Raw genomic sequence first — 25767 nt, 5'->3', positions numbered from 1 at the left:
GCGGACAACGCGTCGAGCACAGAGAGGCATCAGGTCATGGCGGGCATCGATGGCGCTGCGGATCTCGACTACTCCCTGACGATGGGCGCCGGCCTGGCCGCCGTCCTCTCGGTTCGCGCGATCGGTACGGAGGCTTTGGCGGGCGACGATGACGACGAAGAGGCGGCCCCCGCCTCAAGGCGCCGCACGGAGGGGGACAGCGGCGTCGAAGACCTGCTGGACTGGCTCGACCTCGGCGTGATCATCGCGGATGCGGCGGCCCGGCCGATCCGGCTGAATCGCCGCGCCGGGTCGATCGTGGCGCGGGGGGACGGGCTGTACGCCACGCCATTCGGCATCACCACGGCCATTCCGGAGGAGACCGGCCGGCTTCGACAGGCCATCGCCAAGGCCGCCAAGGGGGGAACCCGGCTGCGGCTGTCGCGGCCGTCGGGAGCGCCGCCGCTGCTGGTGACCGTGATCCCGGTCGGCGGCGGTCCGCTGGTGGCCCTGTTCGTGATGGATCCCGACATCGCCGGCACGCCGTCGCCGGCCCTGCTGCAGGAGTTGTTCGGCCTGACCGCGGCCGAGGCCGTGTTCGCCGCCGAGATCAGCCGCGGCGACGGGATGCAGGCGGTGGCCGAGCGGCTGTCGATCGCCCCGACCACGGCGCGGACCCATCTGACCCGGATCTTCGAGAAGACCGGCACCCGCCGCCAGGCCGAGCTGGTGCGGCTGCTGATGCAGTGCGACCGGCTGGCGCCGGCGGCCCAGGAGCCGAGGCTTCGGGCGCCGGCCCGGGCCGCCCGGGTCAGGGCCTGAGCGGCATCCAGATCTCGACCAGGCCGGTGCCGGTCCAGGGATCGAAATCGGCGCTGTAGCGCTCGAAGCCCGGCGCGTCGGCGAAGGCGTGGGCCGGATTGCGGCAGCCAGCGGGTCCAGATCGTGTAATGCGTCGCCCGGATCCGCGAGATGTGGCCGCGGTGGCTGAACACGACGTAACGCTGCGCCGGGATGCGCATCCGGGCGAACTCCGCCGGCAGCTCGTCGAAGCTGGCGACCTCGACCCCGGCGATGTAGTCGAAATTGCCGGTGTCGTCGGCGTTGCAGCAGACGCCGTAGGCGGCGTCGCCGAGCTGGTTCGGCACATGGCCGATCTGCGGCCCGAAGCGCTGCCATAGCGCCGGGATGCCTTCGTTGGTCTCGAAGGTGTAGCGGTCGCCCAGCCCGGCGATGAGCAGGGTCTTGCCGGCCTCGAAGCGCGGAGCTTCGAGGTCGATGATCAGCGATTCGTCCATCCGGATCGGCTCCACCAGCGCGAGGTTGTCGACATGGCCCTGGCCGCGCACCAGTTCCGGCGTCAGGCCGAACTGGTCGCGGAAGGCCCGGGTGAACGCCTCGTGGGAGCCGTAGCCGGCGTCGAGCGCCACCGCCAGGATGTCGGCGGCGCCGGCCGCCAGCACCCGCGCCGCCTCGGTCAGGCGGCGGCCGCGGACATAGCGCATCACCGACCGGCCGGTGGCCACGCCGAACAGCCGGCACAGATGGAACCGGGACACGCCGGCGGCGTCGGCGATCGCGTCGAGCGTGACCTCCGCCGAGAACCGGTGCTCGATGAACCAGACCGCCCATTCGACCGCCCCCATGCCCCTCTCCCGCTGCGTTCGCCGGCACTATGCCGATGGCGGACGCCGCCCGTTTGATCGCGATTGCGCCTCCGGGCCGGCTGTTGAAGGATGCGCCATCTTTCCGCTGCCCGCACAGGAGCCCCGCCATGGCCCATGAGTTGCAAGCCGCCGACCCGTCCCGGCTCTCCAATATCGGCGAGATCGACTGGGCGGCGCTGCGCCAGGCCCGGATCGACCTGGCCGCCTGCTTCCGCATGGCGGCGCGGCTGAGGCTGGAGGAAGGCATCTGCAACCATTTTTCGGCGATGGTGCCGGGCCGGGACGACCTGTTCCTGGTCAACCCCTACGGCCTGGCCTTCGCCGAGGTCACCGCCTCCAGCCTGCTGGTCTGCGACTTCCACGGCAACGTGATCGACGGCGACGGCAAGCCGGAGGCCACCGCCTTCTACATCCATGCCCGGCTGCACAAGCAGGTGCCGCGCGTCCGGGCCGCGTTCCACACCCACATGCCGAACGCCACGGCGCTGAGCATGGTCGAAGGCCAGCCGCTGGTCTGGGCCGGGCAGTCGGCGCTGAAGTTCTACGGCCGCACCGCGGTCGACGACGCCTATAACGGACTGGCCCTGGACGAGGCCGAGGGCGACCGGATCGCCGCGACCCTGGGCGAGGCCGATATCGTGTTCCTGCGCAACCACGGCGTGATGGTGTGCGGCCCGACCATCGCCGAGGCATGGGACGACCTGTACTATCTCGAGCGCGCCGCCGAGGTGCAGGTGAAGGCGCTGAGCACCGGCCGGACGCTGCGCCCGGTGCCGGCCGAGATCGCCCGGCGGACCTATCAGCAGATGCGCGAGGGCGACGCCGAGAGCGCCCGGCTGCATCTGGAGAGCATCAAGCGGGTGCTGATGCGTGAAGATCCGGGCTTCGCGGCCTGATCGACGGAATAAAGCGCCACGCTCGATCGTCCTTGTCCTGAGGGGCGTCCGTCTAGGCGCCCGGAAAGGGGATTGATCGAGATGAGCATCCGACGACGCATCCTCGTGCCCGCACTGACCGCCCTGGCGGTGCTGGCCACCGCCGGGCCGGCCCTGGCCCATCACAAGCCGTGGCATGGCGGCGGACCGCCCTGGGCCCGACCCCATCACGGTTATGGCTACACCTATGCGCGGCCGCGGCCGCCGGTGGTCGTCTATGAGCGGCCGTATGGCGGCTATTACGGACGGCCCTACTATTACCGCCGGCCGGCGCCGGTCTATGTCGAGCCGCCGCCCTACTACTATGCCCCGGCCCCGGGCGTCACCATCAACATCCCGCTGCGGTTCGACTGAGTGGGCCCGGCGGCAAACAGAACCGCCGGCAGGGCGAGACCCTGCCGGCGGCGCTCCGGATCGTCAGTCGAACGGGCGGAAGCCTTCGCGGGCGAGGGCCAGGTCGTGGTCGTCGACCACGCCGTTGCCGTCGACGTCCAGATTGGTCGTCTCCCAGTCGCCGGTCGGGCCGGCGCCCGGCTTGACCTCCTGGACCTTGTCGGCGAGCTCGGCCTCGAGCGCGGCGATCCGGTCCGGGTCCCCGAACGGATCGGCCTTGAGATCGGCGATCCGCTCCTGCAGGGCGCGGATGCCCGTCTCCTGCGGCGTTCCGAAATTGGCCTGCATGGCACCGACATCGGCGCTGTAGCCGAGCTCCTTGGCCAGCCCGACCAGGGTGGAGACGCGCGCGCCGTGATTGCGGAACGTCCCGTTGCCGACCGTCGGCGACCAGCCGGAGCCGATCAGCGCGGCGGTGGTGTCGTCGTCGAGCGAGATGGTGTCGACCTTGCCGGGCCGCTTGTCCCTGGCCTTGCCGCTCTTGCCGGGGCCGTCGGGGTCGTCCGTCGAGCTGGCGACGCCGGTTCCGTGGCGGGTGCCTCGGATCTTGCCGCTGTTGCCGGGGCTGCCGTCATCCCCGGAGTTGCCGACTCCGGTGCTGCCGGTGCCGCCTCCGCTGCTGCTGGACTTCCCGCCGGCGTTGCCGTTGCCGCCTCCGTTGCCGCTGTTTCCGCCGTTGCCGTTCCCGCCCCCATTTCCTCCGCCGTTTCCTCCTCCATTTCCCCCACCGTTGCCACCGCCATTCCCCCCACCGTTCCCACCGCCGTTGCCGCCCCCATTCCCGCCGCCATTGTCCTTCACGGTGAGGAACTGCGGCTTGGAGACGTCCTTGAGATCCCCCCAGGCGGCGGCACTCGCCGCGGTGGCATAAAGCAGTCCGAAGGCGGCCACGATGGGCAGCGTCGCTGCAGAACGGATACGCATGGAGATCTCCATAACCGTGGTGCCGAAGCGGATCGCGACGGCCGGTCTCACACTTCTGACGCCCAAGACGCTGCAATCATTCCACGGAATCGCACAAAAATATTCGGATCCGGGCGAGGACGACAGGCCTTGTCGCACGTTAATACACCGGCGCGGACGGATGAGCCGCAACAGTGGGGTGATGGAATGTCCGATCCGGCGGAGCATGTGAAGGGGGCGCTGCTGGCCTCGCTGCCGCGGCTGCGCGCCTTCACCCGCGGGCTCACCGGCTCCGCCCCCGAAGGCGACGACCTGCTGCAGGCCACCTGCGAGCGGGCGCTGGAGCGGGCCCATCAGGCCGCCGCGGCCGTCACCCTGCAGGGCTGGATCTTCCGCATCGCCTACAACCTGCATCTCGACCGCCTGCGGGCCGGGCGCCGCCGCGGCGACATGGCCGAGCCGGTCGATCCCGATACGCTGCCGGGCGGCGACGCCGAGGCCGAGGTCGAGGCGACGCTGATGCTGGCGGCGGTGCAGCGGGCGATCGACCGGCTGCCGGAGGAGCAGCGCAGCGTGCTGCTGCTGGTCTCGGCCGGCGGCCTCAGCTATGCCGCCGCGGCCGATGCGCTGGACGTGCCGGTGGGCACGGTGATGAGCCGGCTGCATCGCGGCCGCCAGGCGCTGCAGCACCTGCTGTCGCGGCGCCCGACCGCCGCGATGGCCCTGGCGGCTCGGCGATGAAGGAGGCGACCATGACGATCGACACCGACTGGATCGCCGGATATGCGGACGGCACGCTGGATCCGGAGCGCCGCCGGCTGGTCGACGCGGCGCTGGCCCGCGACCCGGCCCTGGCCGAGACGCTGCGGCACGAACGCGAGATGGCTGCGCTGCTGGCGTCCGCCTTCCCGCCCGTCGAGGAGCCGCTGCCGCCGGCCCTGGCCGGGCTGCTCGCGCCGCCGCCGGCAGCGATACCTCAGGCGCGACGGCACCGTCCGGCCATCCGCTGGCTCGAGGCGATGGCCGCCGCCGCGGCGCTGCTCGCAGTCATCGGTGGCGGCTGGACCGCGCTGCGCGTGATCGATGGCCTTGAGGATCGGGTCGCCCGGATCGAGACGGCGGAGCAGATCCGCCTGGCCTCCCAGCAGGCGATCGAGACCCGGCGGGCCGAGGTGCTGGAGCAGGCGCCGAACGGCGTCGAGACGCCCTGGCGCGACGGCCCCTCGACCGGCCGGGTCCGCCCGGTCTCGACCTTCATCGACGCCTCCGGCCGCTTCTGCCGGGAGTTCGTCGAGGCGATCGAGGGGCCGGATGGCCCGCGCAGCGGCGGCGGCATCGCCTGCCGCGTCGGCCAGCGCGACTGGCGCATCTGGTGGCCCGACGGCAAGGACAGCGGCCAGGCGCTGTAGCCCGGCCGCCTCACAGTCCGGCTAGTTCCCGACCGGCCGGGCGTCCGACACGAAGGGACGGTACTGGAATAGCCAGGTCTCGGACGCCACCTGGTCGCCAGCTTTCAGGAACAGCCGCATCTCGACCGGGTCGTCGCCCTCGACGGCCAGGTCGAACTGGACCCGCCAATGGCCCGGCACGTCGTCCGGCACCGCTTCCATCAGAGTGTAGTCGGAGAAGCTGCCGCGCGAAGCCCAGAACACCGGCTCCGGCTTCACTCCGAAGGGCAGGTCGGTCAGCGGGCCGCCGAGGAACTCGACCATGAACTTGCGCACGCCTTCCGGGCGCGGCTGGCCGGGCTGGCCGCCGCGGCCGAGGCGGGTCGCCACCACCCGGGCCAGCGCCGTCGGGTACGGCTCATCCGCCAGCCAGTGCAGGCGGTAGGCGAAGGGCAGCTCGTCGCCGGCCTTGGTCGGCGCCTCCGGGTGCCAATAGGCGACGATGTTGTCGTGGATCTCGTCGTCGGTCGGCAGCTCGACCAGCTGCACCTGGCCGCGGCCCCAGTCGCCCAGCGGCTCGACCCAGGCCGAGGGGCGCAGGTGATAACGCACGCCGTCCTCGTAATGGTCGAAGTTGCGGTCGCGCTGCAGCAGGCCGAAGCCGCGCGGCGACTGGTCGGAGAAGCTGGAGACGACGATCCGCGCCGGGTTGTTCAGCGGCCGCCAGATGTGCTCGCCGCCGCCGGTCCACATCGCCAGCCCGTCGCTGTCATGCACCTCCGGCCGCCAGTCGATCGCGGTCTTCTTCACCGTCTCGGAGTACCAGAACATCGAGGTCAGCGGCGCCACGCCCAGACGCTCGACCGGCTGGCGCAGGAACAGCGTGGTCTCGACATCCATCACCACGCCGGCGGTGCGGCGCATCAGGAAGCGGTAGGCGCCGGTCAGGCTGGGCCCGTCGAGCAGGGCGTAGACCGTCACCGCGTCGGCGTCGGAATTCGCCGGCTCGAACCAGTAGCCGATGAAGTCCGGGAACTCCTCCGGCCCGCCCGAGCCCGGGGTGATGGTGATGCCGCGGGCCGAGAGGCCGACCTGGCCGAGCTCGCCCTTGGCGCGGAAATAGGAGGCGCCGAGGAAGGCCACCCAGGGCTCCTCGGTCTTCCAGTCGCCCTTGTCCTTGGCCTCCTGGATCCAGAAGCCGGCGAAGGCCGAGGGCTCCGGCGCCAGCTTGGCGGCCGGGCTGTCCGGACCGACGGTGAAGTATTGCGGGTCGTAGGTGATCTCGCGCGCCGTGCCGGCGGCTGGGTCGACCGCATGCATCTTCACGGTCTTCGGGAAGAACCGGCCGACATGCTGGAAGGTGACCGGATAGGCGCCGGGCTGGCCGTCGCCGTAGAGGGCGTAGTCCGGCTTGTACTTCAGCTTGCCATGGGCATCGTAGTCGATCGACTCCACGGTCGCCGGGTCCGGCCGCGGCGGCGAGGCGTAGGGCGCGGCGGCCAGGGCCCGGGCGCGGCTCTTCAGCCAGTCATAGGAGAACGGCGCGGCCTCGCCGTAGCGCAGCCCGGCCGGCGGTGCCGCCAGGGCCGAGGCCCCTCCGAACGTCCCGAACAACTGGGTGGCAGCGGCCAGCTTCAACAAGCTACGGCGGTCGAGCATCGTCTCCGTCTCTTTCCCAGATGAGCCCTGCGGCCGCGCACGCAACCGCATCGCCGGGGCGGCAGGCCGGCCCGGCGGGCGAGACCATAGCAACCCGGGTCCCCGGATTCCACAGCCAGCACCGCCGCGATCGGCCGCGGGCCTGGCCGCGCGGGATCGCGAAGGTCACCCGTTCAGCCGACCACACCGAGGCGGAGTGGCGGAACGGGGCGCCGGCGCGGTCGGATGCGTGCGCCCGGCCGGCGCTCGATCGCCGTCACGACGGGCTCTCAGACGCGCTTCTCGAGCCGGAACAGCAGCTTGTGGTCGGAGGCGTAGGTGATGGCGTCGACGATGCTGGGATAGTAGGACCGGTCCTTGGTCGCCGGGATGAAGCCGTCATAGCCGAAGCGCTTCACCGAGACGGCGAATCCGGCCGCGGCGAAGGCATCGATGAAGTCCTGGGGCGCGTGGTCCTGGACCGGCGCGTTGCTGGCGGCGCCGATCACCTCCCGCCACCGCGGCCAGAGCGGGTTTTCGGTGTGGCAGCCGGTGACCGCGTAATAGACCCCGCCGTCGCGCAGCGCGTCGAACATGCCCCTGGCATGGCCGGCCAGGTCGGGCAGCAGATAGATCACCTCGTAGCTGAAGGCGATGTCGAAGCTGTCCGCCCACGGCGCCAGATCGGTCGCCACGTGGAACTGGAGCGGCAGGTCGCCCGTGGCGGCGGCCGCCGCCGCGATCGAGTCCGAAGCGATGTCGATGCCGACGGCCCGACGGAACGGCCGCAGCGTGTGCAGCAAGCGCAGGAAGCCGCCCCGGTTGCAGCCGAAGTCCAGGACCGTCCGGGTCGTCAGGTCGCGCTCCGGCAGCGTCTCGATGAAATGGCGCCACAGCGGGGCATGCGAAGGACCCATCGCGGCCTCCTTCTGCGGGTCGCTGTGCCAGGTGGCGTAGGAAGGGGCGGTCATGACCTGTCCTCGGGTCTCGGGCGGAATGCAGCGACCCTACACTTTGGATGCGACATGCGGGTGAATTCGTCCGGACGAACCGACTGATTTCGGCATGCATTCGCGGGATCGACGGCATCCCCGGCCGAACCTACAGTGGCGGCCCTCGACACCTTCGAGCCTGCCCGGAGCCACCCCATGGACAGCCGCCTCGACCGCATGATCGCCCGCCTCACCACCCAGCGCCGGGCGCTGGAGCGGGCGGCGGAGGAGATCCGTGGCCTGCCCGGCCCGGTGCTGGAGATCGGCCTGGGCAAGGGTCGCACCTACAGCCATCTGCGCAAGCTGTTCCCGGAGCGCCAGATCGTTGCCTTCGACCGCGACCTGCATGCGCCGGCGGATGCGGCGCCGACCGGCGCCGACCTGGTGCTGGGCGATTTCCGCGAAACCCTGCCAGCCCTGTCCGGCCGGATGCCGTGGGTCCCCGCGGCGCTGGCCCATGCCGATTTCGGCAGCGAGGACCGCGCCCGCGACGCCGCCCAGGCCGGCTGGCTGGCCGGGCTGATCGACCCGCTGATGGCGCCCGGCGGCCTGGTGGTCAGCGACCGGCCGCTGCAGGCGCCACGCTGGACCGCCCTGCCCTTCGAAACACCGGAATGGCCGTATTTCATCTGGCGGGTGGGCTGACAGCCCCAAACCGTCATTGCGAGGAGACGCAGCCGACGAAGCAATCCAGGAGTCACGCCAAACGGCCCTGGATTGCTTCCCCCGGCTCAAGGCCGGGGTCGCAATGACGGAGGTAACGGGATTCGCAGCGCCGACGGCCGTCCTTCGCGTCTGCGGCATTATCCCGCACTGCAACACACCCATGCCGGATCGGGGCTGGTCCGAGCAGGCTTCATCCTATCTTGTATACGGAATGCACGGGTCACCCGGGCAAGTTGCGAGAGTGTGATGAGCAAGACACGCCGGGCTAAGCCCGACTGGTTCATGATCGCCCTTCCCCTCGTCGCCCTCGCGGCGTGTCTCTGGCCCACACCGGGCGTCACGGGCGGCCCCCTGCACTGGGACTGGATCTCGACCTACGGCGTCTCGGTCGTCTTCTTCCTCTACGGCCTGACTCTGGCGCCGGAGAAGATGCGGGCCGGTGCGTCGCATTGGCGGCTGCACCTGCTGGCCACCGCCGGCACCTTCATCCTGTTCCCGGCCCTGGTGCTGGGCGTCGGCGCGCTGGGTGAAGACTGGATCCAGCCGGAGCTGCTGCTGGGCTTCTTCTTCCTCGCCGTCCTGCCCTCGACCATCTCCTCCTCGGTGGCGATGACCTCGCTGGCGCGCGGCAACCTGCCGGCCTCGATCTTCAACGCCACACTGTCGAGCCTGCTCGGCGTCGCGATCACGCCCCTGCTGATGGCCTGGTACACCCACAACCAGGGCGCGCCGATGCCGCTCGGCCCGGTGCTGCTGAAGGTGGCGCTGCTGGTGGTGCTGCCGATCGTGCTCGGCCAGCTGGTGCGGCCGCTGCTCAGCGCCTGGGCCAACCGCCACTATGCCCGGATCAAGATGGCCGACCGGGTGATCATCCTGGCGATCGTCTACGGCTCCTTCGCCGATTCGATGGCGTCCGGCATCTGGTCGCAGCAGGACCCGATCGTGCTGGTCGAGATCGTCGCCGGGGTGGTGCTGCTGTTCGGCACCGCCTTCGCCGTGATGTGGGGCGTCTGCCGCCTGGTCGGCTTCGACCTGCCCGACACCATCTCCGCGACCTTCTGCGGCTCGAAGAAGTCGCTGGCCACCGGCGTGCCGCTGGCCCGGCTGATGTTCGGCGCCACGCCGCAGCTCGGCCTGGTGCTGGCGCCGCTGATGCTATTCCACTTCTTCCAGTTGATGGCGGTCAGTGTCATCGCCGGCCGCCTCGCCGCCCGCCCGCTGACGGATGCGGAGGCGCGCGAGGCCCACAACAACAAGAATGAGAAGCCGCGCGGCCAGACGGCGCGGGCCGCCTGACGCCTCAGCATTAGGACTTGTTGCCTCTCCCCCTCCGTGCGAGCCTCTTGGCATTGCAATGAGAGCGAGGGGGAAATTATGGCCCAGATCAGCCGCCGCGCATTTCTGGCCACTGCCGGCGCCGCCGCCGCGAGTGCTGCATGGCTGCGGTCCGGCATCGCCGCCGCCGCCACGATCACGCCGGGCGACGCCGACGTGCTGCTGGTCATCGACGTCCAGAACTGCTTCCTGCCCGGCGGCAGCCTGGCGGTCACCGACGGCGACAAGATCGTGCCGGTGATCAACGCGCTGGGCGCGCGCTTTCCCAACATCGTCGTAACCCAGGACTGGCACACACCGGGCCACGTCTCCTTCGCCTCGGCGCATCCCGGCGCCAAGCCGTTCTCGACGACCAAGCTGGCCTATGGCGACCAGGTGCTGTGGCCCGACCACTGCGTCCAGGGCACGGCGGGCGCCGACCTGTCGGCCGGCCTGACGCTGCCGACGGCGCAGCTGGTGATCCGCAAGGGCTATCACCACGAGGTCGACAGCTACTCCGCCTTCAACGAGGCCGACGGCACAGCCACCGGCCTGGCCGGATATCTGAAGGAACGCGGCATCCGCCGGGTCTTCGCCGTCGGTGTCGCCACCGATTTCTGCGTCTGCTTCAGCGCCATCGACGCCCGCAAGGCGGGGTTCGAGGCCTTCGTCGTCGACGACGCCTGCCGCGGCATCGACGCCGAAGGGTCGCTGGCCAAGGCCTGGACCGCGATGACCGCGGCCGGGGTGCAGAAGATCGTCTCCGCCGACATCGCCTGACCCGGCCTCTTCCCGCGGGACGATGCGCCCGCGGGAGAGCTCGACATCGGAAACCGGCGCGGCTTGCCGCGCCCCGCGCTTTCCGACATGAAGGACGGATGCGGATCCTTCTGGTCGAAGACAATCCCGATCTCGGGGAGGCGGTGGAGAACCGGCTGCGCAAATCCGGCCACTCGGTGGAATGGGTGCGCGACGGGTTGGCCGCCGCCGAGGCCGCCGGCCACGACAGCTTCGACGCCGTGCTGCTGGACATCATGCTGCCCGGCCAGGACGGCTTCGCCGTGCTGCGCGACCTGCGGCGGCGCGGCGTCGACGCTCCCGTCCTGGTGGTCACGGCCCGGTCCGAGATCGACGACAAGGTCGGCATCCTCGACCTCGGCGCCGACGACTACCTGGTCAAGCCTTTCGACCTGCGCGAGCTGGAGGCGCGGCTGCGCGCCCTGCTGCGGCGCCCGGCAGGCCAGACCAGCAGCACCGTGGCGCATGGCAACGTCACCCTGGACCTGGCCGGCCGAGCCGTCACCGTCGCCGGCCAGCATGTCGAGTTCGGCCGGCGCGAGTTCCGGCTGCTGGAGATCCTGCTGACCCGCGCCGGCCAGGTGGCGGCCAAGGACCGGCTGATGATGCAGCTGTTCGGCGACGAGGCCGAGGTGTCGGTCAACGCGCTGGAACTGCTGGTCTCGCGCGTCCGCCGCAAGCTGGAGGGCGCCGACATCGACATCGTCACCCTGCGCGGCACCGGCTATCGGGTGCAGCCGCGCGGTGCGCGGGAATGAGCCGATGACAGCAACGGGTCTCTGCAGTGCGAGGCATTTGCCTCTCCCGCTCGCGGGAGAGGCCGGGCTCGCTGTCCAGTCCGGATAGAGAGGTAACAGAATAGACCGGATGGATGGGTGACAGCTCTACTTCGGCAGGGAGGGCCTGCGGATGCCTTGGGAAGAGAGCTGTGCCATGGATCAGAGAGTGTCGTTGATCGGGGACTGGCTGGGCGGGGAGTGGACGGTGGTGGAACTGTCGGAGCGCTACGGGATCATTCGGAAGACGGCGTACAAGTGGATTGATCGGTATCGGGCGGAGGGTTCGGCGGGGCTGTCGGAGCGGAGCCATGCGCCGCGAGTGCACGGCCGAGCGACGCCGGTGGAGTTGGCGGCGGCGATCATCGAGCAGAAGCTGGCGCGGCCGAGTTGGGGTCCGCGCAAGATCATCGCGAAGCTGGAGGAGCGCTATCCGGAGGCGGCCTGGCCGGTGCCGTCGACGGCGGGGGAGATCCTGAAGCGGGAGGGTCTGGTGCAGCCGCGGCGTCGGCGTCATCGGGTGCCGCCGACGCTGGGCGGTCTGACGGTGGCGGAGCGGCCGAACCAGGTCTGGGCGACAGACCACAAGGGCTGGTTTCGGCTGGGCAATGGCGAGCGGTGCGAGCCGCTGACGATCGGCGACGGCTATGCGCGGTATCTGCTGGGGCTGACGGCGGGCGACAGCACCCGGGGTGAGGAGGCGCGAGCGGAGTTCGAGCGGAGCTTCGAGGAGAATGGCCTGCCCGAGATCATGCGGTCGGACAACGGTTCGCCGTTCGCCTCGCCCGGGGTTACCGGGCTGACGCGGCTGAGCGCCTGGTGGGCGAAGCTGGGCATCCGGCACGAGCGGACGGCACCGGGCAAGCCGCAGCAGAATGGACGTCAGGAGCGGTTCCATCTGACCCTGCGGGAGGCGATTGAGCCGGCGGCGGCCGACCGGGCGGCCCAGGCTGCACGCTTCGCCGAATTCCGGGCGTATTACAACCACGAACGGCCGCATGAAGCCTTGGGGCAGACGCCGCCGGCGCGGCACTATCAGCCGTCGCCGCGGCCGTTGCCGAAGCGTCTGCCGGAGCCGGAGTATCCCCGGGAAGCCGATATCCGCCGGGTGCGTTCGAACGGCGAGATCAAGTGGGCGGGCGACTTCCTGTTCGTGTCCGAGGTTCTGGTCGGCGAATGGGTCGCCATCGAGGAACGCGAAACCGGCGAGCTGCGCATGCGCTTCTACAACACGCCGATCGGGGTGATCGACCCCCAGCAGAAGCGACTGCGTCGGGTTGGGGCGCCTGCGCGCAGGCGCCCCAACCCGACGCAGCTGTCACCCATCCATCCGGTCTAAAATGTCACCCATCTATCCGCTGGACAATTCGTATGCCTGCCGTCGCGATCGCCGACCCCGCGGAACGAGCAGGCGGGTCGTGATGAAATCCGGCCGCGCATCGATCCGGCGGCGCATGCTGGCGCTGACCGTGCTGGCGCTGCTGCTGACCGGTATCGGCTTGGTGGCCCTGATCCGCGACTATGCCCGCAGCGCGTCGGACAGCGCCTTCGACCGGCTGCTCGCCGCCTCGGCCTTCACCATCGCCGGCGCGGTGCAGATCGAGGACGGCGCGGTGACCGTCGAGCTGCCCACCGCCTCGCTGGCGATGCTCGACTTCTCCGATGACGACCGGGTGTTCTACGAGGTGGCGGCGCCGGACGGCGCCTTCGTCACCGGCTATCGCGACCTCGGTGCCGGCCTGCCGCAGGCGGCCTCGGCCACCCCCGGCTTCACCGAGGGCAGCTATCACGGCGAGGCGGTGCGGATCGCCACCGTCGGCCGGCTGGTCTTCGTCGAGGGCAAGGCCGGCTGGGCCACCATCCGCGTCGCCGAGACCCGCGGCGCCCGCGCGGCGCTGGCGTCCGAGATCCTGGGCCAGGCCGCCCTGCCGCTCGCCGCCCTCGGCCTGGTCGCCCTCGGCCTGGTCTGGTTCGGCATCCGCTACGCCTTCGCGCCGCTGGTGGTGATGGAGCGCGAGCTGCGCCGCCGCGCGCCCGAGGACCTGTCGCCGGTACAGGTGCCGGTGCCGGTCGAGGTGCAGCAGTTGGCCGGGGCGCTGAACGACTTCATCGCCCGGCTGCGCAGCGTGATGGAGCGGGTCAGCGGCCTGGTTGCCGACGCCGCCCACCAGGTGCGCACGCCGCTGGCCTCGCTGCGCGCCCAGGCCGAAGTCGCGGTCGACGAGGAAGACCCCGCCAAGCTGCGCGACCGCGTCGTCCGCATCCACCAGAACGCGGTGCAGGCCAGCCACCTGGTCAACCAGCTGCTGATGGACGCCACCGTGCGCCACCGGCTGGAGGCGCGCGAGGCGACGGTCGTGGCGCTCGACGCCATCGTCGAGGATGTCCGCCAGCGCCTGGATTTCGAGGAGTCCGGCCGGCTGGCCGTGGCGCTGGCGCCGGAGGCGGCGCGGGCCGAGATCAGCGGCGACCGCGTCGCCCTGCGCGAGATGCTGTGGAACCTGGTGCACAACGCCATGACCCATGCGCCGGGCGGCGATGTCGAGATCGAGGCGGCGGTCGAGCACGGCCGGGCCGTGATCCGTGTCTCCGATCGGGGCCCGGGCATTCCGGAGGCCGAGAAGGCGCTGGTGCTGGAGCGCTTCGCCCGCGGCGAGGGCAGCCGCGACCGGCCGGGATCGGGGCTGGGCCTCTCGATCGTCCGCACCGTGGCCGCGGCCCATGGCGGCACGCTGGCGCTGCTGGACCGGCCGGGCGGCGGGCTGCAGGTCGAGGTCGCGCTGCCGGTGACGGAGCCCGCGCGGCGGCGGCCGCACGGACCGGCCGCCGCGCTGCTGCTGGCCGCGGCGTTGCTGGCGACGACGATCGAGCCGAGCCGGGCCGCGCCCGGCACCACCGTCTACCCCGCCCCGGCCGGCGGTGAGCGGACGCTGACCATCCTCGGCGCCACCGACACCCCGCTCTTCGCCCGCTTCATCGCCGATTTCCAGGCGCTGCGGCCGGAGATCCGGGTGGTGTACCAGGAGACCGACACGCTGCCGATGTACCAGGCGGCGTCGAGCGGGCAGCTGTCGCCCGTGCCCGACCTGATGATCAGCTCCGCCCCCGACCTGCAGGTGAAGCTGGCCAATGACGGCTTCGCCCAGGCCTATGCCTCGCCCTGGCTCGACCGGCTGCCGCATTGGGCGCAGTGGCGGGCCGAGGCGATCGGCTTCACCTTCGAGCCGGCGGTGATCGCCTACAACCCCGACCTCTTGTCCGAGGCCGAGGTGCCGCGGTCGCATGCCGAGCTGATCGCGCTGCTGGAGGCGCAGCCGGAGCGGTTCCGCGGCCGGGTCGCCACCTACGACATCGCGGTCAGCGGCATCGGCCACCTGCTGGCCAGCCAGGACGCGCTGATCTCCTCGAACTTCTGGCGGCTGGCCGCCGCCTTCGGCCGGGTCGACGCGAAGCTGAGCGGCAGCAGCCCGGAGATGCTGGACCGGATCGTCAGCGGCGAACTGATCCTCGGCTACAACCTGCTCGGCTCCTACGCCTTCGCCCGGCAGGCGGCAGGGCTGCGGCTGGGCGTGGTGGTGCCGGAGGACTATGCCCTGGTGATGACCCGGGTGGCGCTGATCCCCCGCGCGGCCCCGGATGCCGAACTGGCCCGCGCTTTCGTCGACTATTTGCTGTCGCCGCGCGGCCAGGCCCTGGCGGCGGGCGTCACCGGCCTGGGCGCGATCATGCCCGACATCTCCGGCCCCTGGTCCGCCGGCAGCATCGCCGGCAAGACCGAAGGCGCGCTGCAGCCGATCCCGCTGGGGCCGTCGCTGCTGGTGGCGCTGGACGAGCGACGCCGCGAGCGGTTCCTGCAGACCTGGCGACGGCTGGTCTCCGACGGCACCGCCCCATGACAGGACGCTGACAGGTTCGGCGGCTAGACTGATCCCTGGAACCGGGCCGATCGCGATGCCCGGGGCGAAGCAACAGGCCAGGGAGGTCCCGATGTCACCCGAGATGCCACAGCCCCGCGACCGGCGGCGGCCCGTCATCGTTTCATCCATCACCAGCGGCCGATAAGCGAGCATCCTGTGCGGTGAGCGCACGGGGCGCTATGCTTTCGGCAAAACCAAACCGATCAGGGGGAGGATACTCATGAAGACATTCGCGATCGCCGCATTGGCGGCCGTCCTGGCGCTGCCGCTGGCGGCCCGGGCCAACGACTACACCATCATGGCGCCGGCCGCGCCCGGCGGCGGCTGGGACCAGACCGCGCGGTCGATGCAGGCCGCCCTGCAGGCCGAGGGCATCTCGCGAAGCATCCAGGTCGTCAACGTGCCCGGCGCCGCCGGCACGGTCGGCCTGGCCCAGTTCGTGAGCCAGAGCAAGGGCGACCCGAAGGCCCTGATCGTCGGCGGCTACGTCATGGTCGGCGGCATCATCACCAACAAGTCGCCGGTGAGCCTGGCCGACGTCACCCCCATCGCCCGCCTGACCGGCGAATACGAGGCGATCGTCGTGCCGAAGGATTCGCCGCTGAAGACGGTGCAGGAGCTGGTGGACTCCCTGAAGAAGGATCCGGGCGGCGTGACCTGGGCCGGCGGCTCGGCCGGTGGCACCGACCACATCGCCGTCGGGCTGGTGGCCAAGGCGGCCGGGGTCGACCCGACCGAGATCAACTACATCGCCTATTCCGGCGGCGGCGAGGCTTTGGCCGCGGTGCTGAGCGGCCAGGTCACGGCCGGCATCTCCAGCTATGGCGAGTTCGATGCCCAGGTGAAGGCCGGGGCGCTGCGCGTCCTTGCGGTGTCCAGCGAGCAGCGGCTGCCGGGTGTCGAAGCCCCGACGCTGAAGGAATCCGGGCTCGACGTGGTGGTGCAGAACTGGCGCATGGTCGCCGCCGCGCCGGGGCTGAGCGCCGAGCAGAAGGCCGCCGTCGCCGCCGACATCGAGAAGCTTGCCAAGTCCAAGACCTGGCAGGACACGCTGAAGACCAAGGGCTGGATCGACACCTACCTGGCCGGCGACGCGTTCGACAAGCAGCTCGCCGCCGACATCGGCACCACCGGGCAGATCCTCAAAGACATCGGTCTGGCCGAATGAGCGCCGCCCCGGAACACACCGCTAAGCGTCGGCCGGACTGGCCGGTCCTGGGGATCGCCGCGGCCCTGGCTGTCGCCGCCGTGGTGCTGTTCTGGGACGCCAGCCTGCTCAATGTGAAGGGGTTCGCGGCCCGGTTCGGGCCCGCGATCTTCCCCCGCCTGATCGGCGGCCTGCTGCTGATCATGGCGACGTGGACGGCGGTCGCCGCCTGGCGCGGCGACCCGCCGGCGCGCGAGAAGGATGACCTGCCGCCGATCATCTGGATCATCGGCGGCCTGGCCGCCCAGATGCTGCTGCTGAACACGGCCGGCTTCTCGATCGCCACCGGCCTTCTGTTCGCCGCGACCGTGAGGGCCTTCGGCCGCGGCCCGCTGTGGCAGACCATCCCGATCGGCATCGTCTTCGCCTTCATGGTCTGGTTCATCTTCAGCACCGGGCTGGACCTGACCCTGCCGGCGGGCCCGCTGGAAAAGCTGTTCTCGTGATCGGGGCCTGACGCATGGACACTTTCGGCTTTCTCGCCCAGGGCTTCGCCGTCGCCCTGCAGCCGGTCAACCTGCTGTATGCCCTGATCGGCGTCACCCTCGGCACCGCGGTCGGCGTGCTGCCCGGCATCGGCCCGGCGCTGACCGTGGCGCTGCTGCTGCCGGTGACCTACTCCCTCGACCCCGGGGGATCGCTGATCATGTTCGCCGGCATCTATTACGGCGGCATGTATGGCGGGTCGACCACCTCGATCCTGCTCAACACCCCGGGCGAGAGCGCCTCGATCATCACGGCGCTGGAGGGCAACAAGATGGCCCGCTCCGGCCGCGGCGGCCCTGCACTGGCCACGGCGGCGATCGGGTCCTTCGTCGCCGGGCTGATCGCGACGGCCGGCCTGGCCTTCATCGCGCCCGAGATCGCCAAGATCGCGATCTCCTTCGGCGAGCCCGAGAAGTTCGCGCTGATCATCCTGGCCTTCGTCACCGTCTCCGCCGCCTTCGGCGATTCGCCGATGCGCGGCCTGACCTCGCTGGCCATCGGCCTGGCCATCGGCCTGATCGGCCTGGACGAGCTGAGCGGCCGGGCGCGGCTGACCTTCGGCAGCCCGGAGCTGCTGAGCGGCATCGGCGTCACCATTCTGGCGGTCGCCCTGTTCGCCATCGGCGAGGCGCTGTCGGTCGCCGGCAGCCAGGGCCGCACCGAGGAGCATGTCGAGCCGATCCGCGGCTCGATCTGGATGAGCAAGTCGGACTGGAAGCGGTCGTGGAAGCCATGGCTGCGCGGCACGCTGTTCGGCTTCCCGATCGGCGCCATGCCCGCCGGCGGCGCCGAGATTCCGACCTTCCTGTCCTATGCCACCGAGAAGAAGCTGTCGAAGCACCCGGAAGAATTCGGCCATGGCGCCATCGAGGGCGTGGCCGGGCCGGAGGCGGCGAACAACGCCTCGGCCGCCGGCACGCTGGTGCCGCTGCTGACCCTCGGCCTGCCGACCTCGGCGACCGCGGCGATCATGCTGGCCGGGTTCCAGCAATACAACATACAGCCCGGCCCGCTGCTGTTCGAGAGCAATCCGGACCTGGTCTGGGGCCTGATCGCCAGCCTGTTCGTCGCCAACGCCATGCTGCTGGTGCTGAACCTGCCGCTGGTCGGGCTGTGGGTCCGGCTGCTGTCGATCCCGCGCCCCTGGCTGTATGGCGGCATCCTGGTGTTCGCCACGCTCGGCACCATCGGGTCCAACCCGTCGTCCTTCCAGCTGGGGCTGCTGCTGGCCTTCGGCCTGCTCGGCTACATGCTGCGCCGCTTCCACTACCCGATCGCGCCGGTGGTCGTCGGCTTCATCCTCGGGCCGATGGCGGAGCTGCCGCTGCGCCGGGCGCTGCAGAACAGCCGCGGCGACCCGATGATCCTGGTCTCCTCGCCGATCTCGATCACCCTGCTGGCCATCACCGTCCTGGTCGTGGTGGTGCCGCTGGTGCTGCGCCAGATGGGCAAGGGCCGGATCCTGGCCCAGCTGGCGGCCGAGGAGGACTGAGCGGCTACCCCTGCCCGGCCGCGATCCGCTGCCAGATGGCCAGCGGCGTCGCCGGCATGTCGATGTGGCGGATGCCCAGGCCGGAGAGCGCGTCGACCACGGCGTTCATCACCGCCGGCAGCGACCCGGCGCAGCCGGCCTCGCCGCAGCCCTTGGCGCCCAGCGGGTTGGTCGCGGTCGGCTGTGGCCGGCTCTCGAAGGTGAACACCGGCGGGGCGTCGGCGGCGCGCGGCATCTGGTAGTCGACGAAGGAGCCGGTGGTCAGCTGGCCCTCGCCGTCATAGACGGTGCGCTCCATCAGCGCCTGGCCGACGCCCTGCATGACGCCGCCATGCAGCTGGCCCTCGACCAGCAGCGGGTTCACCACCGTGCCGAAGTCGTTGACCATGACATAGCGCACCACCGACGTGGTGCCGGTGTCCGGGTCGATCTCGACCTCGGCGACGTGGCAGCCGTTCGGATAGGCCGACGGGGCCTGCTTGAAGACATGGTCGACATCGAGCGTGTCCGGCACGTCCGGCGGCAGCTGCAGCCCCGCGGTCAGCCGGCCGGCCAGCTCCATCAGGCCGATGCCGCGGTCGGTGCCGGCCACGGTGAAGCGGCCGTCGCGGAACTCGACGTCGAAGGCGCCGGCCTCCAGCAGGTGGCCGGCGATCTGCCGGCCCTTCTCGATCACCAGGTCGCCCGCCTCCAGGATCGCGGCGCCGCTCGCCATGATCGATTTCGAGCCGCCGGTGCCGCCGCCGGCGATCAGCCGGTCGCTGTCGCCCTGGACCAGGCGGATGCGGTCGAGCGGGATGCCGAGCTTCGAATGCAGCACCTGGGCGAAGGGCGTCCAGTGGCCCTGGCCGTAGTCGAGCGTGCCGGTGACGATGGTGACCGTGCCGTCCGGCTCGAAATGCAGGCCGCCCATCTCGTTCGCCGGCGGCGCCGTCACCTCGAGATAGCAGCCGATGCCACGGCCGCGCAGCTTGCCGCGGGCGGTGCTCTCCTCGCGGCGGGCGGCGAAGCCGTCCCAGTCGGCGGCCTCGACGGCGCGGGCGAGCAGGCCCGGGAAGTCGCCGCTGTCATAGGCGGTGCCGGCCGGGGTCTTCCAGGGCAGCTCGCCCGGCGCCACCATGTTGCGGCGGCGCAGCTCGACCCGGTCGATGCCGATCTCGGCGGCGGCCGTGTCGATCAGCCGCTCCATGTAGTAGTTGCCCTCCGGCCGCCCGGCGCCGCGATAGGCGCCGATCGGCACGGTGTTGGTGACGGCGCAGATCGTGTTCACCTCGACCAGCGGCGTGCGGTACATGCCGATCGAGTTCTTGGCGATGTTGAGCGTGGTCATCATCGGGCCGACCTGGGAGACGTAGGCCCCGAGGTTGCCGTAGCCGGTGAAGCGGGTGGCGAGGAAGCGGCCCTCGGCATCCAGCGCCAGCTCGCCCACCACCTCCATGTCGCGGCCGTGATGGTCGGAGACGAAGCTGTCGGAGCGCTGATCGGTCCACTTCACCGGCCGGCCGAGTTCGCGGGCGGCGTGCAGCAGGCAGACATATTCCGGGAACACCGCGCCCTTCATGCCGAAGGAGCCGCCGACATGGCCGGTGATCAGGTGGATCCGGTCGGGCGGCAGGCCCATCGCCTCGGCCAGGTTGTTGCGCTTGCCGAACACGCCCTGGCTCGGCGCATGGACGGTGAAGCGGCCGGTTTCGGAATCGTAATCGACCACGGCCGCGCGGGGCTCCATGGCGTTGACGACCACGCGGTTGTTCAGGATCTCCAGCCGGGTGACATGGGCGGCCTTGGCGAAAGCCTCGGCGACCTTGTCGGCGTCGCCGAAATGATAGTCGAGCACCAGGTTGCCGGGCGCGTCGTCATAGAGGACCGGCGCGCCGGGCGCGACCGCCTCGGCGACGCGCGTCACCGCCCGCAGCGGGTCGATGTCGAGCGCGACCGCGTCGGCCGCGTCACGCGCCTGATGCGCGGTCTCGGCGATCACCACCGCGACCGGGTCGCCGACGAAGCGCACCTTACCCTCGGCCAGAGCGTGGCGCAGCGGCGTCGTCATCGGTTTGCCGTCGCGGTGCTGGAACGCGATCACGCATTTCAGCGGCCCGTAGCCCATCGGCGCGAGGTCGGACGCGGTGTAGACCGCCAGCACCCCCGGCATGGTGCGGGCCGCCTCGGCGTCGATGCCGGCGATGACGCCATGGGCATGCGGGCTGCGCACGAAGGCGGCATAGGCCTGGCCCGGCAGGCTGACATCGTCGGTGTAGCGGCCTTCGCCGCGCAGCAGGACCGGGTCCTCCATGCGGGATACGGGCTGGCCGATGCCGAATTGCAGGGCGGCGGAATCCTCGGCCTTGAAGACGTCGTTCATCGGCGGAGCCTCGATCGCTGCGGAAGGAGCCAAGGCGTCACGCTCGATGGCGAGGCGTCGGCCTTGGCTCTCGAGAATTGGTGAATCCAGACTAGGGGCAGGCCCCGGGATGAGAGACGCCGTTTCGGCAACGCTCCCCCCGGCCGGGCGCAGGCCTCAACAGGATAGCGGCTTGGCCGGGACAATCAACGACCTGATCCGGCTATCTGGAAAGCTGCTGGGCGATCTCACCGATGCGGGACTCCGCATCGCTGACGACGCGAAATTCCACCCGGCGCGACCGATCCGATTCCTCTGCGCCGCTGCCGTCCAGCACCGGGCGGCTCGAGGACATGCCGACCGCGACGAGGGTATGCCGCGCCCAGCCCTCGACCGGCGCGACATCGCCCAGCCCCAGACAATATTCCAGCACCGATCGCGTCCGCTCCTGCGACAGGCCCATATTGAGGAAATAGGCTTCCCTCGCAGGGGTGCTCTGGCGCCATTCGGATGAGGTATGCCCCTCGATCCGGATCTCCGCGATCGCGTCGCGGCGATCGTTCAACAGGTGCAGAAATCGGGGGCAGAAATCCGCGAGCGTTCCCTTGAACGCCGGCGTCAGGCTGGCGCGGCCCTGATCGAACAGCACATCGGGGGCCAGGAAGCGGAAGACGGATCCATCATCATCGATCTCCGCATTCCAGCGCGACAGGTCCTTGCCGAACTCACCCTTCAGCGCCTGGCCGATCCTGCGGTTCGAATCCTCCCAGGAATCGGTGATGCCACGGACCGTCTCGACCAGATCCGCATTCCTGGCGATCCTGGTGATGTCCTCGGCGGTGATCTCGCCGTTCCGCGCCTTCGCCGAGATCCCTCGCACCAGCTCGATGAAGTTCTCGATCTCCTTCCTGTCCATCCCGGCCGTCGCCTCCAGGATCGGACGCGCCTCCTCCTTCTCCGCCAACAGCGCCGCAATCCTTTCGTCCCGGCTGCGGACGACCTGTTCGAGACCGGTGATGCGGTCGAGGATGGCCCGCGCGCTGTCGCCAGATCCGGCGTCCACCAGCAATTGCTGGACCTGCCGCAGCGCTGACCGGTCGCCGGACTGGCGGGCCAGCAGCAGCGCCAGGGACAGGACCAAGACAAAGGACAGCAGCAGGAAGAACTCGGCCACGGTCAGACCGAGGATCACGCCGCGGCGGTAGGACCGCCGATCCGACAGCGGCAGGCTCGGCTTCGACTGATCATAGATCATGAGCGCGACCACCAGTTCCTCGGCGGCGCCGGCTCACCTTCCACATCCGCTCCCCGGCCGATCCGGCCCCCGAGCTCGCGGAGCGCCTGCGCCATCGCCGTCGCATCCTCGCGCCCGGCCGTGCGGGCCGCGCTCATCGCCTCGGAATGCTGGACCATCGTGTCGCGGAGCCGGCCCAGATCGGTCCGCAGCAGCGAAAGCTGGGTGACGAGGGTGCCGGACAGGTCGAACGCCTGGGCGTGCACGCGTCCGGTTTCATCGGCGAAGCGCCCGGCCAAGGCGCCGGCGCGCCGCGCCGAATCGTCCAGCGCCTTGGTGAACGAGCCGGCGGCCTTCTTCAACTCGCCGGCAGACGCGGACAACTGCTGGGCCAGTTCATCGGCCCGGGACCGCAGCGCCTCCGTCGCCCGCCCGATCTCCTGCCCCCCCGTCGCGAGCGGGACCGCCAGATCGACCGACACGCGTTCCGCAATGGACAGGATTTCCTGTCCGAGCGTCTCGCCATATCGCTCCAGCGCCTCGCCCTGCTGCTTGAGCGTGAGTTCGGTCCCCTCCCGCAGGATCTGGGTCATCTCGGTCCGGAAGTCGTTCAACTGAACGATGATCCCCCGAAGCTCGCCCTTGAGCATGGACGCCGCCTCGACCAGCTCGAGGCGGGCCTCGCGCTCGACCTCCACCGGATCGCGCCGAATCTGGCTCACCATGACGCGGAGGAAGATCCCCAGGATCGTCGACAGCAGGGCGATCCCGAAATTCGACAGCAGATTCTCGATCAGCCGGTCGTCCTGGACCGATGCCACCTGATACAGCGCCATTCCCAGGCTGGTCAGGGTGTAAAGAAAGCCGAGGTAATAGACATTGTCGGCGACGATGTCTTCCCGGATCTGTGCGATCTGAACGCCCAGGCAGATCAGGACGTAGCCGATCATGCACGTCGCGATGCAAAGGCTGATCACCCACTGCTTCGCGTCGTAGATCTTGAGGACAATGATGAGGCCGGCGCCCAAGGCGAACGCAACCGCGAACAGGATCTTGTCGGCCGCAGCGGAGACCTGGTGCTGGAACGCACGACGCGGCGCGGGCGAGCCGTAGGTCATCCGGATATCCTCACGATCCTCGATATGCTGGCGCCTTCGTCGGCAAAGAAATCCGTCCAGAACGCGATATGATCCGCATTCTGGCGCCGCTCCTGGTTCGCTCTGCTGACGTACAGAATCTCCACATCGACGTCCCTGAGATCGCTCTTCAGCGATCGATAGGCATCCGTCTTGGCAAACTCGCCGAAGGCCCTGGTGCCGTTGTATTGGGAGAGTTTCTGGCTGTACTGGAGCATGTCGGACACCAGGACGAGCCGCCTTGGCAGCGACTTCTTGTCGGGATCCCCGAACTCGGCGACGGCGACCGATTGGATCGTCTCCATGATCGGCGACGACGTTCCCTGCCCGGCTGCGACCAGGCTGCCGAGAAGGTCCTGGAGGGGCGTGTCGAAGGCCTGCCGCCACCGTTTCTCCACCAAAGCCGGGTTCGATGTCAGCTGGCTGAGTCCCTCGCCCCGGCCGGGATTGCACAGCGACAGCGATGCCCGGGGCGGCTGTTCCGGCGTCGACTTGACGGGATAGATCGCGACCAGCCAGCCGCGCGGCAGCTCCTCGCGAAGGCCTCGCAGCTTGTTGAGGACGTCGAGGCGCTGCACCGGCGAGAGCGTATCCGTCGTGTCGATGAGGACCGCCGCCACCCCCGTCGGCCCGCCGGCCGGGCAGAGCGTCGCCTGGTCGATCTTCGGGTTGGCGCTGGCCGCTTCCATGTAGATCCATGCGCCGCCGGCAAAGAGGGCGCAGGCCACTGCCGCGATCAGGCCGGCCTTCCAAAGGCCCTCGGATTCCGATCCGCTACGTCTTTTTCGCAGGCGACGGCGTCTCGCGCCCATCATTCAGCCCCCCGGCACTCAATCCCCTGGCAAATCGGCTGATCCGCTCATATTCGCCGAATGTCGACTCGAACTCCGCCAGCAGTTCCGCCGTCCGATCCGAAAGGATGGCATCGGCCCGCTCGGTGAGGTTTCCAAGCTCCGCCCGCCTGGTCGACGCTTCGGCTTCGCCGGCCACCGGCTCGACCTTCGACAGCGAGACGGGTCTTGCGAAATAGGCCGGCGCGGGAGAGGAACGGTGCCGGGTGTTGGTCTCCCGATACCGCCCGATCAAGGCGCTCGCAGCCTGCTGGGTCTGCTCCAGGAAGACCGGCAGCGCGAGCCGCAGATGATCCCGATAGTCGGACGCCTGGATGTAGTTCCTGATCCGCGACGCGATATCCGCGCGGGCGCCCTTGATGGTTTCGAGCACCTCGTCCTTGGTGTCGCGGAGCTCCTCCAGCAGGCTCTCCTTCTCATGCGCGTAGTCGGCGATCGAACGCTCCCAGCGCCGCCACACGTCGCCGAATCCGGGATAAGGGTCGTCCCAGCCGTAGCCTTCGATCCAGGCCACCGTGGCGAAGGCGAAGCCGACGAGGACAAGGATCCACGAGTTGAAGATCGTCAGGCCCACCGGATCCGCCCAGAACTGGCCGGCCGCCTGCCGGGTTGCAGCCTCCCAATTGACCAGCCCCGCGACCTCCCGGAAATGCGCCACGAAAAGATTGAAGCCGATCGCGAACACCAGGAACGCCAGGAATATGATCGCTCCGACCGCCTTCCTGATCAGGTTCCGATGATTGACCTGGACGGTCATCCTGCCGAATAGAAACGAGAAGAAGATATTGACCGCCGCGATCGTACAGGCGGTGAACACGCCGCCGATCAGGCCGAGCTCGTTCGACTCCATGAAGAAGCTGCCGTTGATGATCGACTCCGCGGCCAGCATCAGGAAGATGATCGCCCGCATGACGTGGCGCTTGGCGGCAGTCGGCAGATGGGCGGTCCGGTCCAGGCGATGGCGATCACGGAACCGCTCCAGCTCTTCCCTCAGCAGCTTCAGTCTTTCGCCCTGGAGATAAAGGTGATCCGTGCCGATATGGACCCGCTCCCGCAGCGCCGATATGCCGTTCGAGATCGAGACGTCGATTTCGGAGACTTTGCCTTCGACATCCAGGCCGTTCATGCGGTCCGCATAGACCCGCATCTCGCTTTCATAGGCGGTCAGACCGACTCTTCGGACATCCGAGACTTCATCGATAATTCTGGATTCCACAACATCCAGATCGGCGGCGTCGGTCTGCGGCAAGTTCTCCTTGCCTCTCCGCTCCGCCTCCACCTCGAGATCCAGCCTGCGCGCGATGGAGTCGCTGCTGATCGAGGGGAACACAGTGGTCGTCGCGTCAATATTGCTCGGCGCCAGATTCAGAACAGCCGTCAACGACTTTAGTGGCGATCCCATCACCCGACTCAAATCTGCTTACCGTATGGACAGAGATATCCCCTGTCGGAGAGGGTGCGTCAATCGCGCCCTCGCTCCAGGCGCGGACGCCGCCCTGCCCGACGCGGTCCAGCGGGTCGCCCAACTGGCCAATGCGGTGCTGGATGATGGTGGCGCGGCCGCCTGCGCGATGCGCATCACCACCGCAGGCGCCGACGCCCCTACGGGTTCTGGGCACTCGCGCCGACCGGGATTCCCGCCTCTGCATCCTCG

At 69.7% G+C, this 25767-nt stretch carries 22 protein-coding genes; 13 read left to right on the top strand and 9 right to left on the bottom strand.

What is annotated here, in order from left to right; all coding sequences use genetic code 11:
- Window positions 1–68 precede the first annotated feature (68 nt).
- Complete coding sequence (locus tag QFZ27_RS24530; protein WP_429229082.1) at window positions 69–1625, bottom strand: AraC family transcriptional regulator; 1557 nt, start codon at window positions 1623–1625, stop codon at window positions 69–71.
- Between the two features lie 128 nt (window positions 1626–1753).
- Between QFZ27_RS24530 and QFZ27_RS24525 the strand changes: the two genes are divergently transcribed.
- On the top strand, window positions 1754–2542 hold the full coding sequence (locus QFZ27_RS24525) for an aldolase (RefSeq protein ID WP_429229081.1): 789 nt from the start codon (window positions 1754–1756) through the stop codon (window positions 2540–2542).
- Window positions 2543–2623: 81 nt separating this feature from the next.
- A complete protein-coding gene (locus tag QFZ27_RS24520) occupies window positions 2624–2935 on the top strand; it encodes a hypothetical protein (RefSeq protein ID WP_429229080.1) in 312 nt (103 codons plus the stop codon).
- Window positions 2936–2998: 63 nt separating this feature from the next.
- Here QFZ27_RS24520 and QFZ27_RS24515 read toward each other — a convergent pair whose 3' ends face one another.
- Window positions 2999–3898 (bottom strand): hypothetical protein, encoded by a 900-nt coding sequence (locus tag QFZ27_RS24515; protein WP_429229079.1) that lies wholly within the window; start codon window positions 3896–3898, stop codon window positions 2999–3001.
- 186 nt (window positions 3899–4084) lie between these two features.
- On the opposite strand from QFZ27_RS24515, the gene QFZ27_RS24510 reads away from it, so the two are divergent.
- Together QFZ27_RS24510 and QFZ27_RS24505 are read left to right on the top strand one after the other, a co-directional pair.
- Entirely contained in the window at window positions 4085–4618 is a 534-nt protein-coding gene (locus QFZ27_RS24510) for an RNA polymerase sigma factor (RefSeq protein WP_429229078.1), read from the top strand.
- A gap of 11 nt (window positions 4619–4629) precedes the next feature.
- Window positions 4630–5286, top strand: coding sequence for an RT0821/Lpp0805 family surface protein (locus tag QFZ27_RS24505; protein ID WP_429229077.1), 657 nt, complete (start codon window positions 4630–4632; stop codon window positions 5284–5286).
- A 21-nt stretch (window positions 5287–5307) separates the two neighbouring features.
- On the opposite strand, the gene QFZ27_RS24500 is transcribed toward QFZ27_RS24505, so the two are convergent.
- Both QFZ27_RS24500 and QFZ27_RS24495 read right to left on the bottom strand, forming a co-directional pair.
- Window positions 5308–6924: an OpgD/OpgG family glucan biosynthesis protein gene (locus QFZ27_RS24500; protein ID WP_429229076.1), complete on the bottom strand. Its 1617-nt coding sequence runs from the start codon at window positions 6922–6924 to the stop codon at window positions 5308–5310.
- Window positions 6925–7193: 269 nt separating this feature from the next.
- The gene (locus QFZ27_RS24495; protein WP_429229075.1) at window positions 7194–7874 is read right to left on the bottom strand and encodes a class I SAM-dependent methyltransferase; all 681 of its coding nucleotides are present in this window, start codon (window positions 7872–7874) and stop codon (window positions 7194–7196) included.
- 177 nt (window positions 7875–8051) lie between these two features.
- On the opposite strand from QFZ27_RS24495, the gene QFZ27_RS24490 reads away from it, so the two are divergent.
- The 9 genes from QFZ27_RS24490 (at window position 8052) to QFZ27_RS24450 (ending at window position 18551) form a co-directional block, all read left to right on the top strand.
- Window positions 8052–8540: a class I SAM-dependent methyltransferase gene (locus QFZ27_RS24490; RefSeq protein ID WP_429229074.1), complete on the top strand. Its 489-nt coding sequence runs from the start codon at window positions 8052–8054 to the stop codon at window positions 8538–8540.
- A gap of 267 nt (window positions 8541–8807) precedes the next feature.
- Window positions 8808–9857, top strand: a complete 1050-nt coding sequence (locus QFZ27_RS24485) for a bile acid:sodium symporter family protein (protein ID WP_429229073.1) — start codon at window positions 8808–8810, stop codon at window positions 9855–9857.
- A 78-nt stretch (window positions 9858–9935) separates the two neighbouring features.
- Window positions 9936–10655, top strand: coding sequence for a nicotinamidase (locus tag QFZ27_RS24480; protein ID WP_429229072.1), 720 nt, complete (start codon window positions 9936–9938; stop codon window positions 10653–10655).
- 98 nt (window positions 10656–10753) lie between these two features.
- Entirely contained in the window at window positions 10754–11431 is a 678-nt protein-coding gene (locus tag QFZ27_RS24475) for a response regulator transcription factor (protein WP_429229071.1), read from the top strand.
- Window positions 11432–11606: 175 nt separating this feature from the next.
- Window positions 11607–12788 (top strand): integrase core domain-containing protein, encoded by a 1182-nt coding sequence (locus tag QFZ27_RS24470; RefSeq protein WP_429224614.1) that lies wholly within the window; start codon window positions 11607–11609, stop codon window positions 12786–12788.
- A gap of 82 nt (window positions 12789–12870) precedes the next feature.
- Window positions 12871–15345 carry an extracellular solute-binding protein gene (locus QFZ27_RS24465; protein WP_429229070.1) on the top strand — a complete coding sequence of 825 codons (2475 nt, stop codon included), beginning with the start codon at window positions 12871–12873 and terminating at the stop codon, window positions 15343–15345.
- A 241-nt stretch (window positions 15346–15586) separates the two neighbouring features.
- Window positions 15587–16534 carry a Bug family tripartite tricarboxylate transporter substrate binding protein gene (locus QFZ27_RS24460; RefSeq protein ID WP_429229069.1) on the top strand — a complete coding sequence of 316 codons (948 nt, stop codon included), beginning with the start codon at window positions 15587–15589 and terminating at the stop codon, window positions 16532–16534.
- Window positions 16531–17019, top strand: a complete 489-nt coding sequence (locus tag QFZ27_RS24455; protein ID WP_429229068.1) for a tripartite tricarboxylate transporter TctB family protein — start codon at window positions 16531–16533, stop codon at window positions 17017–17019. Before QFZ27_RS24460 ends, QFZ27_RS24455 begins: the two co-directional genes overlap by 4 nt.
- 14 nt (window positions 17020–17033) lie before the next feature.
- Complete coding sequence (locus tag QFZ27_RS24450) at window positions 17034–18551, top strand: tripartite tricarboxylate transporter permease (protein WP_429229067.1); 1518 nt, start codon at window positions 17034–17036, stop codon at window positions 18549–18551.
- Window positions 18552–18555: 4 nt separating this feature from the next.
- Here QFZ27_RS24450 and QFZ27_RS24445 read toward each other — a convergent pair whose 3' ends face one another.
- The 5 genes from QFZ27_RS24445 to QFZ27_RS24425 all read right to left on the bottom strand — a co-directional run bounded on the left by QFZ27_RS24445 (window position 18556) and on the right by QFZ27_RS24425 (window position 25515).
- Window positions 18556–20913 (bottom strand): xanthine dehydrogenase family protein molybdopterin-binding subunit, encoded by a 2358-nt coding sequence (locus QFZ27_RS24445; protein WP_429229066.1) that lies wholly within the window; start codon window positions 20911–20913, stop codon window positions 18556–18558.
- Between the two features lie 202 nt (window positions 20914–21115).
- Complete coding sequence (locus tag QFZ27_RS24440; protein WP_429229065.1) at window positions 21116–22159, bottom strand: OmpA/MotB family protein; 1044 nt, start codon at window positions 22157–22159, stop codon at window positions 21116–21118.
- Window positions 22144–23244, bottom strand: a complete 1101-nt coding sequence (locus QFZ27_RS24435) for a hypothetical protein (RefSeq protein ID WP_429229064.1) — start codon at window positions 23242–23244, stop codon at window positions 22144–22146. The genes QFZ27_RS24440 and QFZ27_RS24435 overlap by 16 nt, the downstream gene beginning before the upstream one ends.
- Complete coding sequence (locus QFZ27_RS24430; RefSeq protein WP_429229063.1) at window positions 23241–24077, bottom strand: hypothetical protein; 837 nt, start codon at window positions 24075–24077, stop codon at window positions 23241–23243. Before QFZ27_RS24430 ends, QFZ27_RS24435 begins: the two co-directional genes overlap by 4 nt.
- A complete protein-coding gene (locus QFZ27_RS24425) occupies window positions 24037–25515 on the bottom strand; it encodes a hypothetical protein (RefSeq protein ID WP_429229062.1) in 1479 nt (492 codons plus the stop codon). Before QFZ27_RS24425 ends, QFZ27_RS24430 begins: the two co-directional genes overlap by 41 nt.
- Window positions 25516–25767: the final 252 nt, after the last annotated feature.

The sequence above is a fragment of the Inquilinus ginsengisoli genome (assembly GCF_050434925.1).
Lineage (GTDB): Bacteria > Pseudomonadota > Alphaproteobacteria > DSM-16000 > Inquilinaceae > Inquilinus > Inquilinus ginsengisoli_B.
The sequence above is the reverse complement of the archived record's forward strand: the minus strand, read 5'-3'. Positions and strand labels throughout refer to the sequence as shown.

Excerpts from the sequence above, each read along its gene's own strand:
- QFZ27_RS24530 (WP_429229082.1), bottom strand. The coding sequence starts at position 1,625 with ATGGGGGCGGTCGAATGGGCGGTCTGGTTCATCGAGCACCGGTTCTCG.
- QFZ27_RS24525 (WP_429229081.1), top strand. The coding sequence starts at position 1,754 with ATGGCCCATGAGTTGCAAGCCGCCGACCCGTCCCGGCTCTCCAATATC.
- QFZ27_RS24520 (WP_429229080.1), top strand. The coding sequence starts at position 2,624 with ATGAGCATCCGACGACGCATCCTCGTGCCCGCACTGACCGCCCTGGCG.
- QFZ27_RS24515 (WP_429229079.1), bottom strand. The coding sequence starts at position 3,898 with ATGCGTATCCGTTCTGCAGCGACGCTGCCCATCGTGGCCGCCTTCGGA.
- QFZ27_RS24510 (WP_429229078.1), top strand. The coding sequence starts at position 4,085 with ATGTCCGATCCGGCGGAGCATGTGAAGGGGGCGCTGCTGGCCTCGCTG.
- QFZ27_RS24505 (WP_429229077.1), top strand. The coding sequence starts at position 4,630 with ATGACGATCGACACCGACTGGATCGCCGGATATGCGGACGGCACGCTG.
- QFZ27_RS24500 (WP_429229076.1), bottom strand. The coding sequence starts at position 6,924 with ATGCTCGACCGCCGTAGCTTGTTGAAGCTGGCCGCTGCCACCCAGTTG.
- QFZ27_RS24495 (WP_429229075.1), bottom strand. The coding sequence starts at position 7,874 with ATGACCGCCCCTTCCTACGCCACCTGGCACAGCGACCCGCAGAAGGAG.
- QFZ27_RS24490 (WP_429229074.1), top strand. The coding sequence starts at position 8,052 with ATGGACAGCCGCCTCGACCGCATGATCGCCCGCCTCACCACCCAGCGC.
- QFZ27_RS24485 (WP_429229073.1), top strand. The coding sequence starts at position 8,808 with ATGAGCAAGACACGCCGGGCTAAGCCCGACTGGTTCATGATCGCCCTT.
- QFZ27_RS24480 (WP_429229072.1), top strand. The coding sequence starts at position 9,936 with ATGGCCCAGATCAGCCGCCGCGCATTTCTGGCCACTGCCGGCGCCGCC.
- QFZ27_RS24475 (WP_429229071.1), top strand. The coding sequence starts at position 10,754 with ATGCGGATCCTTCTGGTCGAAGACAATCCCGATCTCGGGGAGGCGGTG.
- QFZ27_RS24470 (WP_429224614.1), top strand. The coding sequence starts at position 11,607 with ATGGATCAGAGAGTGTCGTTGATCGGGGACTGGCTGGGCGGGGAGTGG.
- QFZ27_RS24465 (WP_429229070.1), top strand. The coding sequence starts at position 12,871 with ATGAAATCCGGCCGCGCATCGATCCGGCGGCGCATGCTGGCGCTGACC.
- QFZ27_RS24460 (WP_429229069.1), top strand. The coding sequence starts at position 15,587 with ATGAAGACATTCGCGATCGCCGCATTGGCGGCCGTCCTGGCGCTGCCG.
- QFZ27_RS24455 (WP_429229068.1), top strand. The coding sequence starts at position 16,531 with ATGAGCGCCGCCCCGGAACACACCGCTAAGCGTCGGCCGGACTGGCCG.
- QFZ27_RS24450 (WP_429229067.1), top strand. The coding sequence starts at position 17,034 with ATGGACACTTTCGGCTTTCTCGCCCAGGGCTTCGCCGTCGCCCTGCAG.
- QFZ27_RS24445 (WP_429229066.1), bottom strand. The coding sequence starts at position 20,913 with ATGAACGACGTCTTCAAGGCCGAGGATTCCGCCGCCCTGCAATTCGGC.
- QFZ27_RS24435 (WP_429229064.1), bottom strand. The coding sequence starts at position 23,244 with ATGACCTACGGCTCGCCCGCGCCGCGTCGTGCGTTCCAGCACCAGGTC.
- QFZ27_RS24430 (WP_429229063.1), bottom strand. The coding sequence starts at position 24,077 with ATGATGGGCGCGAGACGCCGTCGCCTGCGAAAAAGACGTAGCGGATCG.
- QFZ27_RS24425 (WP_429229062.1), bottom strand. The coding sequence starts at position 25,515 with ATGGGATCGCCACTAAAGTCGTTGACGGCTGTTCTGAATCTGGCGCCG.